Here is a 15,381-nt window from a genome sequence, read left to right as displayed (position 1 = left end):
AAAAATCCAGGTTCAGCGTAGAAAAGCGCGATACGGAACGTGGCAAAGCCGCAAAGTCACGGGCCGCATGAAAGTGCGACCCGTGACTTTGGTTTAATTATCTAGCATCGCAGTTACCGCCCTTTATTTCACTGCGGGTGAAATTCCAATGTGATTATTTGGAACGCCTTATGGATCTCTGGCGTTGGCGGCTTAGGCAGACGCGCATCGGTAACCGCCTTCATCGCCGCACGGCAAAGAGCCGGATCGCCACCTTCAGTTCGAACACCGATTGGCAGGCCGTCCGGCGCCAGCGTGATACGCAATGTACAGCGTTGGCCTGAGTAGATGGCGGCGTCTTTTAAATGACGTTGAATCTCAGCTTGCACCTGAGCCATGTAATGTAATTTCTCTTTTCCCGGCGCAGGCGTCTTTGGGTCGCCGAGGTTGGCGAAAAGATCGTCAACCTCTTTATTTACCGGATCGTTTTGGCTGGGGGTAGTATGCTTGGCACACCCCGTTAATGTCAGCGCGGTCATCGCCGCCAATAATGTGGCGACGCCGGTTTTGTAGCCTGAGTGCATTATTTTCATATCCCTGTCTTTATGGATAAATCGGTGGATAATTGGCCCGCCAGCGTTATCAGGTCAATCGAAATTATCGAATTGTCATAAGCCTTGATAAAGGTGTATCTGCGTCAACAATGCTTAAACATCCGTCATTTACTCCGAATTAACAGCAGCATATTTATCCCGGCGTCAACATGGCTAATGTTAGAATAACCGCCAACATACCTATTTTGATGAGGCATTATGATCATCTCCCACACGCCGCGGCTCATCATCCGCACATTTCAGAGCAAAGACGCCAATGCGCTCTTTGACTATCTGTCATTACCCCGAACACCTTGTTTTCATGATGAGAAACTCGCGTCCCCCGCAGAGGCGGTCGAAGAAGTCAAAAAACGCGCTTTCGATGCCAGTCAATTCGCTGTCTGTCTTAAAGAGAACGATGAACTCATCGGTCATCTGTTCGCCGATAACAGCGAAGAACCGGACCCAAATACCTGGAGCGTTGGCTGGCACTTTAACTCGCGCTATGAAGGCCAAGGTTTTGCCACTGAAGCCGTCGCGGCGCTGTTTGATTATTTGTTTACGCAAAAAGATGCCAGACGCTTGTATGCTTACGTTGAAGACTACAACACGGCATCGCAAAGACTTTGCGATCGTCTTCATATGCGCCAGGAGGGCTGCTTCAGGGAGTTTGTCTCGTTTGCATCGGAAAATGACGGCGAAGAGAAATATGATAATACGTTCGTCTATGCGTTGCTTGAAAAAGAGTGGCGGGTTCACACTTAGTCACGGATGTTCAGGAACGCAAGTAAACGCGGCTGTAGTTTTCTGGGCGTTCCGGCTCGTGCTGGCCTTCCTGGCAACCCGACTTCTAACCTATTGCCACAACAATGATTTCCGCATATTTTTACCTTTTGGCGGCCAGTTTCTTTGGTTCTGCCATACCGATCGCCGTTTTCCTGGCGTCGGGCAGCTATAATCTGAGAAGTGGAGTTATTTGAAAACGATAAGGAGGGAGTATGTACAAAACTATCTTGGTTCCCGTGGACATTACCGAGCCGGAATTAACGCAGCAGGTCATCCCACATGTCAACGCGCTCGCTAAGCTCGAAGACTCCCACGTCCATTTCCTGGCAGTGATCCCGTCGCGCGCCACCTACGCCGCTTTCGGCTTTGCCGCCACGGCAGCGATAGAAACCAAAGATGAAACCATTGCGCTAGCAACCGAAGGGCTGGCAAAAGCGGCAAAACAATTCAGCGTTCCCGAGGATAGAGTGACTGCGCATGTCGCCGTCGGCGATCCTAAAGATCAGATCCTGGAACTTGCTGATGCGCTTAACGCGGAGATTATCGTGATGGGTTCCAACCGCCCTTCTGCGATCACTTATCTCCTCGGCTCTAACGCCACCGCCGTTGTCCGCCACGCCAATTGCCCTGTGCTGGTGGTGCGTGAATCGGCTAACGCCGCTCAGTGAGCCTGCCCGATACCTCACCCGTATTTAAACAATAAATAACGGGAGCCCTAAGGCTCCCGCTCTCATTTAAACGCTTAAACACGCTTACATGCGTTTAACGATAGCGCCTCCATGCGCTTAAAGACGAGCACGACACCAAAATAAAGCAACCCTGTTTCATCTATTATCACGAATCGAAAGCACCTATATTTTTCGCCGCGATAAGCCGCCATCATACCGAAGCTAAAAAGCCTCCTGATGATTTCGCCTGGCATCCGGTAGGAAATATCCACCATGACGGCGTTGAGCTGATTAAGCCTATCGCCAACCCACTGGTTTAATACACCCGAGCGCGCGGCAGATCGCTCAGCCGTGTCGTGTATGCCGGCGAAAGCAGCTCACGCTTCATCGACCACGCCTGATGCGCCCCTTGACCAGCGAACCACAACTTCGCCCTACCCGAATTATTGATCCGGTCAAGCACCCCCATCAGTTGCTCGCTGTTATGCCGAGGTTTGTACTCATCGAATAACCCCAACTGAGCCACGCCCTGACTGTAAAAATCCTGCAGCATCACGCCGCCTTTTTGATACCGATGACCGGGTTGCCAAATCGCATCAAGGCAACGCATAGCCGCGGCGATAATGTCGCGAGTATCCTGCGTGGGTAAGCTCAGCTTTATACTTGCGGTGTTGCCGTAATATTCCTCATGCACGGCGAATGGACTCGTTTTAAGCCAAGCACTGACATGCCGACAATATTGGTGCTCCTCCCTCAGCTTCTCCGCCGCGCGCGTCGCGTACATGCAAATAGCCTGATGCATCTGGTCATACTCGGTAATCCGATCGCCAAAGCTGCGGCTGCAGATAATCTGTTGTTTCGTCGGCGCAAATTCATCCAATTCGAGGCATGGCTGGCCACGCAGCTCTCGTACCGTTCGCTCTATCACAACGCTGAAATGCTTGCGGATCATCGTTGTACTCGCGTCGGCCAGCTGCAGTGCGGTTTCAATCCCCATCATGTTGAGCTTTTTCGAGATTCGGCGGCCGATACCCCAAACCTCCTCTACAGGCACGAGCCCCATCAATTTGCGCTGGCGCCCTTCGTTGGATAGATCCACCACCCCGCCAGTCTTTTCCCACTTCCTCGCCGCGAAGTTTGCCAGCTTGGCCAACGTCTTGGTTTGGGCCATGCCAACGCCCACCGTTAGCCCTGTGTTGCGCAGTACCTTGGCCCTCACCTGGCGACCGAAAGTCTCAAGATCAATGCAGTTACGAACGCCAGTCAAATCGAGGAAACTTTCGTCAATTGAATACACTTCTACACGTGGCACCATCTCTTCTAAAACAGCCATCACACGCTGAGACATATCTGCGTATAACTCATAGTTGCTGCTGAACGCGATGCCCCCTGCGCGCTCAAATTCCCGCTTAATCTTGAAATAGGGTTCTCCCATCTTTAAGCCTAACGCCTTCGCCTCCTTGTTCCTGGCTACGACGCAGCCGTCGTTGTTCGAAAGAACGGCCACAGGACGCCCTTTCAGATCCGGACGGAAAACCTGTTCGCAGGCGCAGTACATCGAATTGACGTCAGCCAAGAGAAACATGGTCACCTCACGAATGAGTGCAGGGCATGGATCACTACTCCGAAAATTTCCAGCGTTTCGGGATAAATAGGACTGTAAGCGGGATTCATCGGCGCCAGGCAAACCCTGGGCGTAAGCAGCAGCCGCTTGACGGTAAACTCACCGTCGACCGCGGCGATCACGATGCTGCCATGCATGGGTTTTTCAGCCCGGTCGACGATCAGCAAATCCCCTGAGAGTATGCCGCCATCGCTCATTGACTCGCCCGTTGCTCGGATGAAATATGTGGCGGCAGGGTGTCGAATAAAATCATTTAAATCAATGGATTGTTCAATGTGATCGTCGGCAGGGCTGGGGAAGCCTGCCGGGCATGGTGTCCCGTATAGCGGGATTTTGATGGGTTGGCCTGGCGAAAAAAATACAATTCTCTGGCGTTCATAATAGGCATAATTTATCTGTATATATATACAGTAAATCATAAACGAAACGTGCGCATACGCAAGCCTGAAACCGGGGCTCGTAGCGCGATCCGACGTAATATAATAATTTTCTGAGTGATTTTCTCTGCAGCTTTAGGCGCTCTTCATGGGGTCAGTTTGGAGATCGGGAATTTTTTTACGTTAAGCGTATTATTTAACCGAAATGCATAGGGGTTACGCACTTAGCGTACATTTTCGTTACATTGGGCTTCAAACCCTGATATCTACGCCTTTTAGACATTATTCACGTATCACTATTTACTTACCCGTAAACCTGCCTTACAGTGCATAGGTTAACTAACTTATGCGGAAGTTATCTATGTTTAGAGCCAATGAAGATTCGGAAAAACTGCGCGTCAAGGCATTCGACTACCTGCTAATCAAAGAGAGCTTTCCATGGCGAAAGGACAATAGCGGGACTATTTCCACTGAGGACAGACATCGAGCGGAGCACGCCTTGACTGTAATTCATGAAAAGTTTGGGCCTTTTGTTACGTCTTATCCTGAGTGGCATCCGGTTATTGCTCTTGGCCGTGATGTGCATCACCATTCAGGTACTCAAACTACGCCCCGCTTCCCGCATCTTGATCACACGATTTATATGGCAAATGCGATTATTACTTGCCCATATGGCAGTACGGATGAGCTGATTGTTGCAGTGAAAAGGTCTTACTGGGGGTTAGTTCAGAACCTGAATAATGATGATAGGCGTTATAGCAGCATGGCTGGCTGGTTACGTATGGCCGCTGACTCGATTGAATTACGTGCTGCGTATATCACGGATGAATTAATCGAATCGTTTGCAGATGGTAATTATGACTACGACGATAGTGATGTTTTCAGTGCTGTTTCTGACTTAATTCCCCTATATGCACAAGGCGCAAGGCCAATACTTATATGGTGGAGTTGGAATAATCATCAACTGGAGCCTGACGGCACAATTTCGCCAGCTATCGCTGTTCCGTTAATGCTTTCCCGTACCTTGGCTGATCTGTCATATGCCGAGTTCTCTGAGTCGTGGGAAGATATGCGCTATCTGCTTCTTGGAAACCCACACGGTGCGCGCTCCTCGCTACTCCTCAACCAACTGACGGTTAAACAGCTTCGGACAATGTTTAACGGGTTAATGGAATCTGGCGCGTTTGGACCATCAAGGCACAAATGACATAACGCGCCTATATGGGATCAGTTTGAATATCGAGAATTATTGTACGCAAGTCTGTTTTTTGAACAGACTTACCTATTGCGATAGGATGTACTCCCACGCTATACGGCGTTTTCAGAGATTTGACCTTAATCGGATAACCTAAATGCGATACCGCAAGAGCGACAACTTAAAAGCGATAGCCGCTGACGCAAAATCAATCCGTTACGAATCTCGATTGGTTAAATAATGCGCTTAACGTAAAAAAGTTCCCGATATTCAAACTGATCCCGTCTAGAGCGGTCTCTATCGCTTTTTACCCTTATTATTTTAATTGTCATGAAATTATACTCTCTTCCGTTTTTCCGCGCCGCAGATCTGCTATTTGGCAAAGCAGGATCTGTTGACGTTCTGTGTAGATGGAATATTATTTGATATGTACATTTTTTATTAATTAGTGGAATATATCGTATGAGTCAGAAAATTGAGCAGTCACAGTTAAAGCGCTGGTATAAGGAAATCAATTGGGGTGTACACAGGAGATTGGCTGAAGATATTTTTCATAAGGAGGCTTTGCGGGCTGAACAGGATGGCTTTTTTGAAAAACTTTACGTTTCAGTAAATTATAATAATCGTCAGATACAGCTTGCTGCGGGAACCCATCCAGCAGGACCTCTGGAGCAGGTTTTTGATCAAAAAGGAAACAGGACGGGACAGTTTTTTCCAACAGAGAGTGGCGCTTCCTTAGTGATTTCTCAGGGAGGTGACGGAAGTGTGAGCATTTTTCTTTATCCTTTCGCCTCAGAAAGGATGAGGATGAAGGTACCTTATATCACATGGGCTGTCTTTTCCGACCCAACAAAACTTACATCGTATGTATTACATGACGTAACCCGCGATTTTTTTATCTATATGAATGTATCGAGTGTCCATTTATCCGAGACCTTCTATGAACGATTTAGAATTAAGTTACTTGAACTGAAGGGGCTTAGGTACTCCGATAATGGAGGGATCTTACCGTTTATAGTCAGGAACTGGGTCAAGGAAACGATTTTTCTTGCCGGGGCTACAGCTGGCGTCCTCGCGCTTTTTAAGTGATTGCTATATATATTTGTAGTGCATGGGTTTTAGTTTATTAATAAGGAAAAATATGTCTTTTGATGATTTATCTAAACCAACCAAGGACATTATATTGCCAGGTGGCATATTCCTGAATACCATGTGGATTTAAAGTCAAATTGTGTGTTTTGTTATTCTTAATCAGAATAAAAATCTAATTTCAGACATGCTTAAGGTTCCGCACTATCAGGTCAGATAAAATATCAATCTATATTTATTTTAGGAGGGTAAATGTCATACACAAAAAATCAGCACATGCTTTCACAGTGGTTCCTCAGAAACTTTCGAAGTGACGACACTGCTCTGAGTCCGAAGGATAAGCAACGTGTCTGGTGTCATGTCGTTGTGCCCAACGCTGATGGCAAAAATGATATCAAGGATATTCCTCTACCGATCTCCAGCGTGGCTGTTTGTAAGGATTGTTTTCGCCTCACGGACGGTGATACCGGCGAGGTTTTTGACATCGAACATGAGCTCAGTGACTATGAACAGGATATGGCTTTACTTGTCCGAGATCTGGTTCAGAACCATAACTTTTCGCGGCTGGCTAACTGTAACAGTCATGATTTTCCAGTAGAGAAGCTGGCGAGTTTTAGCACATTTCAGATGATACTCAACCTGAACAACCCACAGAGCAGGTTTCCGGGTAAGAATGATCTTTTTCAGTCATTCATTAAACCAATTCAAGATAATTTGCAGCATATAGTTCACGAAACGCTTTCCTTACCTGAGGTTATGCCGGAGCTGGCTTCTTTAAGCATTTATCAGAAGCTGATGCGCATCGCTCGCTCCTCTACCGGAGACGAAGAGAAGGCAAAAGCCATGTTTATTTTATTTTCCCTGCTCGCGATACAGGGGAAAGTAACGATGATTGACTTGGTAGCCAAATTACGTTGGAAAATTTTCTCCGGTATATATCGTGTCGATATCTTCCATACAGGACACGCTTTTAACAGCACAGAACCACGTCCGGTGTTTACTGTATCACCCAACGTTTTTTGTCAAATGATCGAAGAGCGAGTTATATATCTTCCTCTTGCCCATAATCTTGCCCTGATGTTTTACCAATATCCGAAAGAAGGATTTTTCACACCTTTGGAAATAAATGTATTCAGCCCTGACCCTGGGGAATTGATGATTCATGATCCGTCTTCAGTGAGTATTTATAAATGTTCCTATGATTATATTGACCAGACTATGTCAACGATAGACATGTTTAACGTAGGTTTTTCAAACATTATTTATTCGAGCTGGGAGCTCAGTGATGTCGAAAACTATCTTAGGTTGCAGGATGAACATCGTGATACCTATTACCTTCCCGAACAGCCCGTTCTCTGGACAGCAGCAGGAGATAACTGTTGATGATCATCACTCAGGAACAGGTGGCTCGCCGCAGGCAACTTAACGCCATCGGAACCTTTAAAATGCATAGCCGGCTTGCTGGGGAAAACTGGGAGTATCCGGGTGCAGGTGATGTCGATGCTCCCCCAGACTGACATGCGTTGGCTAATCGCCTGGACGTGGACGAATGCACCATCCGTAACAACAAAGCCGGCAAACCCGGAAGGACTCCGGGTTTGTATAGGTAAAAGATTCAGGGAAAACACAGCGCCGGCCTATGGCCGCAGATCATCACGGCGGTTTCAACCCTTATCGCTGCGAGACGGTTTTCTTCTGTACCTCGGTTCGATTCGATATAATTAATAATCGTGTAATACGGATGTATTACACGATTTCTTAATTTTTAAGTTATTTTATCACCGGACTGAAGAAACTGCTCATTATTCGTAGAAAGCTTTCTGCTGTAAGCTTTTCATCAATTTTTTTAATCTCCGATTTAGAGCTTATTGAGCCGGGAAGAAGTAAATTTGTCGAGCTGCCGGCAGATGCCAGACCTTCTTTCTGGCGCAGCATAGCTGGCAGGGTATACGAAGGGATTCTGCATTCTCTGGGACGGCCCGCCCGCCTGGAGAATGCGATTGCTTCCGGGCAGCTTATTCCCTGCCCGCTCATCGCCCCTATCGACACGTTCTGGACACGGTCTGTGGTCTACTATCTGGTTCGTCATAGGTGCTCAGGCTTCTTCAGATATCCCACAACATAGTCGGTCACCTCACTCAGTGTGTTAAGCAATACCTTCCTTGCGTCTGCGCTGTTCCTAATCGTCCCAACATAATTCTCCTTCTCAATTTTAAAACTGCGTTCGCCGGAATGAGACAGTTTAAGGGTGTCAGAATCGGGATCGAACAGTACGAAAAGCTGTATATATTCCTTGCTCCTGGATCCTGAATTATGTGTCATGGCATTATTATAGATATAAAGTTTGGCGGTTTTTTGCAACCGGTAGTCATCATTGTGTTGCACGATACCCACAGAAATCTGTTTATTCGTCAGGGTATCCCTGATATGCGTGATGTACAGGTTATCCAGCGATTTATAGTGATCGATAATGATAACGTCAAACGCTTCTTTCTGGTTATCATCAATCGCTGTCGGGACCAGGTCACCTGGGTGAAACAGATAGGAAATCAGGGTTTTCAGTTCATCCGTCATGTTATAAAGCGGCTTTGCCCTGATATCGCCACTTCTGTTCTCATCCAGCAAGCCGTGATTAATCAACTTGTGCAGTGATTTCAGCGTGATCCCCTGTTTGCTTGATGTCAGCGCCAGTTCCGCATCCTCCAGGGATGTGTACCCTCTGATTGGAACGGTCTGTCTGATATACAGCTTGCGGGCAAAGTCAATATCAGCCCCGGTCAGTTCGCTCAGCGTGTTGATATAATATATCTTCAGGTCTGGATCGAGTTCACTTCGGGCAAGTTCAATGGTCAGTTTGATATAAAATTCCGTTTTTCGCTTCTCGTCATCCAGTAATAATTTTGTGACGATGGCAGAAAAACATTCGGGGGATAAATCAAAATTATCTTTATCAATCCCTGAGTCCCGAAGGCCTAGCGCGAAATCAAGCATTCGATCCTGGTGTATTTCCTCCCTGATTTTTGCATACGCCTGGCGTAGTTCTAAAGCAACAGCGACGCCGGGGATCTTACGGGATGCTACATTTGCAATCAGATCCAGCATCTTATTCAGCGGAGAACCCGGAGCGAGTGTGATCACCTTGTCATTCATACCGCCTCTCCCTGTGGACTTATTCCCTTCCGTGCCAATTGCAGCAACTCAGCCTGCAGGCTCCGTGTCTCTTCCCGAGCCCCCTTCAGTTCTGCCTTCGTCTCTTTCAACTGTGCTGTCATGTGCTCCCCCGTGGCGGTGAGCCGGGCGACCGCCTCACGCAAGGGTAACGCATCGGCTCGCAACGCCCGCACCTCGTCCAGCAGCCGGTCCCGCTCGGTGACGACTTCGCGCAGTACCGCCAGTTCTGCCTCCAATTGTGCCATTTTCGCCAGGGCGGCATCGCGCTCCTGGTCGGCCTGCATAATGTCGGCGTCAGCCTGCTCGCGGGCGGCCAGGGTATTCGCCTCCGCCTGCTTACAGGCTGCCTGCCATAGTAGCCCCAACTGGCCGGTCAGCAACTGCAGCAGTTCGGGCGGTAGCGCCGGGGTCTGTTCCGCACGCTGTTCACGCAGGCGGGCGCGGAACGCGCGCATCACCGGGGAGATGTGCGACAGGGAGCCACCGCCGAGGTGCTGGCGCACCTGCTCGTTGGTCGGGGTGGCATTGCCGGCCGCGATGAGGGCGGCGGCGGCGTCCTCGATGCGACGGACGATGTCGGGGGACAGAGTCGGGGTGGTCACGGGCAGTCTCCTGGATCTATGGGGTATAGAGAGTGTACGGCGTGGGTAAAATGTTCACAACATGTAAAATACAGATAATACATTTCATACATTCAGTACATACAGTATTGTCATACATACAATTTATACTTTTCTTTGTGTCCGGATCCGAATTCTGGCAGAGTCGAAAGACAGCGCACTGCGCTAAACCTCAGCCAGCAGAGTTGAACAGAATCACCTGAGTGACGAGAGCAACAGGCGTAAAAAAGGCCGCTGAAGCGGCCTGATTAGACGACACGGCATCGTCAATCCAGGCCGTTGCTAAACACCGCTGCTTAAAAACAGACCTAACTTAGGATGTTTTCCCTTTTGCACGCGACCCCTGTAAAATTGGCTCGCGAGACAAGGATTTAGAGGGCGTGAAAGGTGCCATATGGAATTATGGAGATATTTCAATGAAGTTTTTGAAGATAGTACTGACTGCCGCTGTGTTTGTCGCTGCGCCCACATGGGCGGGAGATTTGACTGGGCCTCAAAAAAATGCCGCTAGATCTGCGAAGCAGTATCTCAGTGTGGCGGGCTTTTCACGGGACGGACTGATTCAGCAACTCTCATCGGATGCAGGGGATGGTTACGAGATTTCTGACGCTACGGTAGCCGTGGACAGCCTGAACATTGATTGGAACCAGGAGGCGGTGAAATCGGCCAAACAGTATCTCAGTATGATGGGCTTCTCGTGCAAAGGCCTCATTCATCAACTTTCCTCAAGTGCCGGAGACAAATACACCGTTGACCAGGCAACCTACGGCGCAAAACAGGCAGGTGGCTGCTAAAACACGGCGTGGATCAAATGATGGTGACACTTGAGCCACTGAATTCCATTGCGCCGGTGTTTGCTCCCTCCGCATGCGGGTTTTATTCACGTTGGATAATATCCTTTTTCCAAGCGGCCCCCCTGTTAACTCAGCCTGGCGACGGGAATGGTCGCACAGGCGCGTTGTGTTGCAGGGGGGACAGTCATTCGTGACGTGATCCCCTAGCCGGCAAGATCCCATCAACGAATTCCACTGTGATTAACGGCTTCTACTGATCGACTGTTCGATCTGTTTAACCTGTTCCGCGAACTTGCCGGCCTGCTTGATGTGTTCAATACGCGCTAGCACTTTCTGAGTATCGCCCAGATATTCAGTCATATTAGTCAGTGGCATCGCTTGATAATACCCATGCGCGGTACTGAAGCCATGATACCGGAGCTGCAGCAGCAGGCTCAGAAATGCCTCATCCTTCTTGACTTGGCGATCGACCCATTTCCGTACTGCCTGGATCCCGCTAATATCACGCCATGCCCAGATATATCTATTCAGCAGGGGAAAGCCCGCCAACTGTTTGGTGATGGCCGGGCTGTTCAGTCTCTTCCCCATGGTTTTCTGTAAGATGACGACGTTACTCCGCTCCATCCACTCTTCCAGCTGATGGCCCGTTCTGTCTCCGACTATCCCATGTTGCCACAGCAGGTGACGGACATACTCAGCGCCCCAGTACCAGGCTTTCCCAAGCTGGAGTTGCGCAGTCAGGAACTTATTGGTAGATGTGACATCCTCACGTAGCATTCGTTGGATTAGCCGATCGGCCACGCTGTAGGTATCCAGGTCCTGCAGCTCAAACCACTCGTTGTCTTGCCGATAGCGTTTCACCATGTCATCCCCGTTGTCGAAGAAGAACTGCAGCAGACCCTGGCACTCGGCCAGCGTTCTGGAATCAATCTGGGGGGATGTTAGCTCGGCCAGCATGTGCTGAAACCAGGTGCGGGAAGATAAGTTCTTTTTTCTCTGGATATGACCGAGCAGGCGTTGTGCCAGTTCCTGCTGCTTTTCAGGCTGGTCATGCTGGCCGGCGAGCGCGAAGATTTGGTCAAAATCTTCCGGTAACAGGATATTTTGTGGCGCGCAGAAGGCGAAGTAGTAACGCCAGTATGCCTGGCTGCCAAGCCGCTTCCCTGCGGTGAGCAAAGCACTTTCATGCGGACCGGTGTTTACAAAGAGTTTATCGGGGTGCACTGTCAGTCCATCTAAGATCCCCGGGACCCATTCACTCAGCTCCGTGATGGAATGCGCTTTGGCCGGGAAATACCGCATCAGGTGTTGCTTAAGGTTGTCTGTCAGGACTTTCTGCACCTCTTTACTGACATGGCCATCTCCGGTCTGCACCACGTTCCGTTCCGACAGGTATTCTTCCACCCAGTCATACAGACCTGGATTCGTCGTGCGGAGCAGCTGCAGGAAGCACAGATCGGGGAAATACACATAGTCCCGTATGCCTGCATAACGGAACCGCAGTGCATTGAGGACGGTCTGGACTTCCCGGGGCGATTTCAGCATGGCGCCATAAATATTCGCGACTGCCGTCAGGTCATCCAGTATGCCCTTCTCCGGGGGAGATTTATTCACCGTTTGGTATAACTCAATGGCGTCATCACGAAATTGCTGGCGCAGCGCAAAGGATTCCGGGCGCGGCAGTCCGAATGAGATCTGGACAATTTTCTGCAGGTACAGGCTCCCGTCGGTGACGCCCAGCCCCTGGCTGATGGCCTGTGACAGCACCGCCTTGTCATAACAGAGCAGGTAGCGGAAGCGGGGAAAATCCGCGACCGACTTCACCAGTCGGATCACCTCCACGGCCTGGGCCGGTTCGAGGCGATCGAGATCGTCCAGCAGGATAATGAAGCTCAGATCCAGCTCTTCGATTTTCTGAGCAATCTCGGCGCGCATGTCGGCCGTGGTTTTTTCCTTTTCTTTCAGCCAGTGCGAGTCGGCCACGGCGCTCAGTGCGCCGCTGGCATCGGGGACACCGGGAATGACCGCGGCGATCTGAGCGACAGGCGACAGATTCCGGGCGGTGGCTCGGGTGTAGTCCATCAGCGTCTTGGCGGTACCGGTCAGCGCTTTTTTCTTTTTGAGGGCTGCCCGTTCCTTCGCTGAAAGCCGGCGTTCTTCTTCCTCGGCAATGATGCCGGCGACCGGAAGCAGTAAGGACGCCACCAGAGGCGTATCACTGCCATCGAGCCAGGGGGAAATATTCAGCACGAAGGTTCGCGCTTCCTGTTGTTTATCCAGTGCCGTGCGCAGCAGATTAAGGAGGCTGGTTTTCCCCGTCCCCCAGGCGCCTTCGATACCGATCACGGCACTGCCCTCCCGGCCGATCTCCTTAATGGCGCGGGCCAACTCGGTGGCAATGTGGGTGAAACCATAGCGGTCTTCATCGTTATGGCGGATGGCGCGATCGGGATGTTGCCCCTGGCGGTTTTCTTGCGGTGAATGCGTCATGGTTACAGATCCCCGTACAGCGCGGCGAGCTCGGCCAGCGCCGCGGCCGCCGCCGGGCGCTCCAGCTGTGCCAGCAGCTCGGCCTCGAGCGCGGTGAAGGTGTCCGGCGCCAGCCGCAGCCGCAGATTCGGCAGCACCAGACCGATGTCGCCGCTCTCCGGCACATGCAGCGAGATGTGCCGCCCCTGATAGCTGCGGGTGCGATCGCCGTGCTGACGCGCGCACAGCAGGCGGCGCAGCTCGGCGAACACCGGCCAGCTGAAGGTCGACAGGAAGACCGCGCCGCTGATGTGCAGGGACAGGAACGGCGGCAGGCTGTCGTCGGCGCCCGGATAGGCGCCCTGCCCGGCGACGATCTCCACCGTGGCACTGAGCTCGCCGGCGGCGGCTGTAAGCTGCAGACGCTCCACGAAGGGCGCGGTCAGCGCCAGGTAATCGGCCAGCGCCGGATCGTCGGCGCGCTGCGCGGCGACCGCCAGCGGGAAGATCGCCCGCAGCCGCACCGGGGTGCAGGCGCGGGCCAGCGCCTCGTCGCTGAAATCATCGAGGTTCAGCACGCCGCTGGCCAGCGGCCGGGCGAAGAACTCGGCGCTGCCGGCCGGCGGGGTGCGTGTCGCCGTAAAGCGGTCACGCAGCGCCTGCAGCCAGTCCTCGCCGCGCAGGCCGAAGGTGCGCCGGTAATAGTAGGGATCGACCTCGAGCCCGCCGCCCACCGCCGTCTCCAGCAGCGCATCGGTGATCAGCAGCAGCGCGGACAGCGGCGCCCGGTTGACCGGCCCGCGGCCATCGCGGTAAGCGATCTGCGCCTGGCTGAACAGCCAGCGCAGCTCGGCGCGACTCAGCGCCTGGCCGTCGACGGTTTCCGCGCGCACTACCTTGCGGTACAGCTGGCCCAGGGTGGTGTACGGCGCCGCGCAGAGCGCGCGGTATTCGTCGCCGGCGACCGAGGTGGCCAGCGTTTGCTGCAGCAGACGTTCGGCCAGGGTGTTGACCGGCACCGCTTCGGCGGCGGCGCGGTTTTTCAGGGCGGCGATCAGGGATTTCGGAAAGCGGAGGTTCATCTGGCTTAGCATGGCGGTGTCCTGCTGTCATAGGAATGTATTGTGATGATAGCAATATTTTATAAAGCAGCAGTGGAAATTAGAATGCTATATCTAATACAGCTAGCTTCATTTTTCTGAGATAGCAGAAGTGATAAGTTGCTAACAGCCCTGGCGGACTGCTAGCGAAGCTCCATGCCGCGGTCGGCGTTTTTGCGTCGCAGATCCGTTTTCTGGCAGTCTCGGATCTGCTGATCGTCACCCTCCCCCGTCGACCCAGCAAACACAATATATGCCACCTGACCAGCTGCATTTTCTTCTAGATGTTGTGTTTGATCGGGCTGATCGTTAATGGCGGTTTTCGGCCGAAAACCGCGATGTGATTAGTTAACCGCCGTGGTACGCTTCCGAAAAGTTACTATAAACGGAAAAGTCGGATCAGCCGGAAACCCGTACCAGGTAATTTAACGACATGTTTATATGGCTGCTTATTATCATGCGAGTGAAGTTTACGGCAGGAAACTGCAAGGGCGATCATCGTTACTGGGGTGATGGTTGGAGTGATTGCGGGGCGAGATAGTTAGGGGAGGGGTTGATTTGACATTAGGTGAGTTAGCTATGGATGAAGATGAACCTGTTACACATTTTGAATGCCTGGATGATTTGCTCACTGAGTTGAGCAAATATGGCCACACTGAGTTCTGGTACAAGGAGACGGGTATTGGTGTGCCTGGAACACCGGGGGCGCGACGACTTAAACGCATATTTACACGTGATAACCGTGAAATTGCCAGGTGGGGAATTAACGGGCACCGGTGGGATTTCTTACCCGCGTATCCTGTCCCCAATAAGAATAGAAACTGCAGACCTCCGACCGATGCAAATTTTATTGACCCGGAGCTCCGTTCATTAATTCAGTTTAATGCTGACTTGGATGATGTTCAAACCTCCTGAC

At 51.2% G+C, this 15,381-nt stretch carries 15 protein-coding genes; 8 read left to right on the top strand and 7 right to left on the bottom strand.

Annotation, left to right across the window (positions count from 1 at the left end; genetic code table 11):
* Nucleotides 1–128: 128 nt before the first annotated feature.
* Entirely contained in the window at nucleotides 129–572 is a 444-nt protein-coding gene (gene tolA, locus GKN89_RS11665; protein ID WP_063919262.1) for a cell envelope integrity protein TolA, read from the bottom strand.
* A 219-nt stretch (nucleotides 573–791) separates the two neighbouring features.
* Between tolA and GKN89_RS11660 the strand changes: the two genes are divergently transcribed.
* Complete coding sequence (locus GKN89_RS11660) at nucleotides 792–1,337, top strand: GNAT family N-acetyltransferase (protein WP_063919261.1); 546 nt, start codon at nucleotides 792–794, stop codon at nucleotides 1,335–1,337.
* Nucleotides 1,338–1,570: 233 nt separating this feature from the next.
* The gene (gene uspF, locus GKN89_RS11655; RefSeq protein WP_154747023.1) at nucleotides 1,571–2,026 is read left to right on the top strand and encodes a universal stress protein UspF; all 456 of its coding nucleotides are present in this window, start codon (nucleotides 1,571–1,573) and stop codon (nucleotides 2,024–2,026) included.
* Between the two features lie 316 nt (nucleotides 2,027–2,342).
* Here uspF and umuC read toward each other — a convergent pair whose 3' ends face one another.
* Both umuC and umuD read right to left on the bottom strand, forming a co-directional pair.
* A complete protein-coding gene (gene umuC / locus GKN89_RS11650; protein ID WP_154747022.1) occupies nucleotides 2,343–3,611 on the bottom strand; it encodes a translesion error-prone DNA polymerase V subunit UmuC in 1,269 nt (422 codons plus the stop codon).
* A 2-nt stretch (nucleotides 3,612–3,613) separates the two neighbouring features.
* Complete coding sequence (gene umuD / locus GKN89_RS11645; RefSeq protein WP_154747021.1) at nucleotides 3,614–4,069, bottom strand: translesion error-prone DNA polymerase V autoproteolytic subunit; 456 nt, start codon at nucleotides 4,067–4,069, stop codon at nucleotides 3,614–3,616.
* A gap of 319 nt (nucleotides 4,070–4,388) precedes the next feature.
* Here umuD and GKN89_RS11640 point away from each other — a divergent pair, with 319 nt between their 5' ends.
* From GKN89_RS11640 to GKN89_RS11625, 4 genes are all read left to right on the top strand, one after another.
* Nucleotides 4,389–5,234 (top strand): hypothetical protein, encoded by an 846-nt coding sequence (locus GKN89_RS11640; protein ID WP_230328967.1) that lies wholly within the window; start codon nucleotides 4,389–4,391, stop codon nucleotides 5,232–5,234.
* A 450-nt stretch (nucleotides 5,235–5,684) separates the two neighbouring features.
* On the top strand, nucleotides 5,685–6,311 hold the full coding sequence (locus GKN89_RS11635; protein ID WP_154747019.1) for a hypothetical protein: 627 nt from the start codon (nucleotides 5,685–5,687) through the stop codon (nucleotides 6,309–6,311).
* A gap of 252 nt (nucleotides 6,312–6,563) precedes the next feature.
* Nucleotides 6,564–7,694: a DUF4238 domain-containing protein gene (locus GKN89_RS11630; RefSeq protein WP_154747018.1), complete on the top strand. Its 1,131-nt coding sequence runs from the start codon at nucleotides 6,564–6,566 to the stop codon at nucleotides 7,692–7,694.
* Nucleotides 7,691–7,828 (top strand): hypothetical protein, encoded by a 138-nt coding sequence (locus GKN89_RS11625; protein ID WP_154747017.1) that lies wholly within the window; start codon nucleotides 7,691–7,693, stop codon nucleotides 7,826–7,828. Before GKN89_RS11630 ends, GKN89_RS11625 begins: the two co-directional genes overlap by 4 nt.
* Before the next feature lie 568 nt (nucleotides 7,829–8,396).
* Here GKN89_RS11625 and GKN89_RS11620 read toward each other — a convergent pair.
* Both GKN89_RS11620 and GKN89_RS11615 read right to left on the bottom strand, forming a co-directional pair.
* On the bottom strand, nucleotides 8,397–9,461 hold the full coding sequence (locus tag GKN89_RS11620; protein WP_154747016.1) for a hypothetical protein: 1,065 nt from the start codon (nucleotides 9,459–9,461) through the stop codon (nucleotides 8,397–8,399).
* Complete coding sequence (locus GKN89_RS11615; protein ID WP_370520197.1) at nucleotides 9,458–10,084, bottom strand: DNA-binding protein; 627 nt, start codon at nucleotides 10,082–10,084, stop codon at nucleotides 9,458–9,460. The genes GKN89_RS11620 and GKN89_RS11615 overlap by 4 nt, the downstream gene beginning before the upstream one ends.
* A 434-nt stretch (nucleotides 10,085–10,518) precedes the next feature.
* Between GKN89_RS11615 and GKN89_RS11610 the strand changes: the two genes are divergently transcribed.
* Nucleotides 10,519–10,896, top strand: a complete 378-nt coding sequence (locus tag GKN89_RS11610) for an Ltp family lipoprotein (RefSeq protein WP_049300669.1) — start codon at nucleotides 10,519–10,521, stop codon at nucleotides 10,894–10,896.
* A gap of 240 nt (nucleotides 10,897–11,136) precedes the next feature.
* Here the strand turns inward: GKN89_RS11610 and GKN89_RS11605 are convergent, their stop codons facing one another.
* Nucleotides 11,137–13,386, bottom strand: coding sequence for a P-loop NTPase fold protein (locus GKN89_RS11605; protein ID WP_154747014.1), 2,250 nt, complete (start codon nucleotides 13,384–13,386; stop codon nucleotides 11,137–11,139).
* A gap of 2 nt (nucleotides 13,387–13,388) precedes the next feature.
* Nucleotides 13,389–14,459, bottom strand: coding sequence for a hypothetical protein (locus tag GKN89_RS11600; protein WP_154747013.1), 1,071 nt, complete (start codon nucleotides 14,457–14,459; stop codon nucleotides 13,389–13,391).
* 585 nt (nucleotides 14,460–15,044) lie between these two features.
* Here GKN89_RS11600 and GKN89_RS11595 point away from each other — a divergent pair.
* Nucleotides 15,045–15,380, top strand: coding sequence for a hypothetical protein (locus GKN89_RS11595; RefSeq protein WP_154747012.1), 336 nt, complete (start codon nucleotides 15,045–15,047; stop codon nucleotides 15,378–15,380).
* The last annotated feature ends 1 nt before the right edge of the window (nucleotide 15,381 follow it).

It is taken from the genome of Serratia sp. YC16, from assembly GCF_009707615.1.
GTDB classification, from domain to species: Bacteria; Pseudomonadota; Gammaproteobacteria; order Enterobacterales; family Enterobacteriaceae; genus Serratia; species Serratia surfactantfaciens.
The sequence above is the reverse complement of the archived record's forward strand: the minus strand, read 5'-3'. Positions and strand labels throughout refer to the sequence as shown.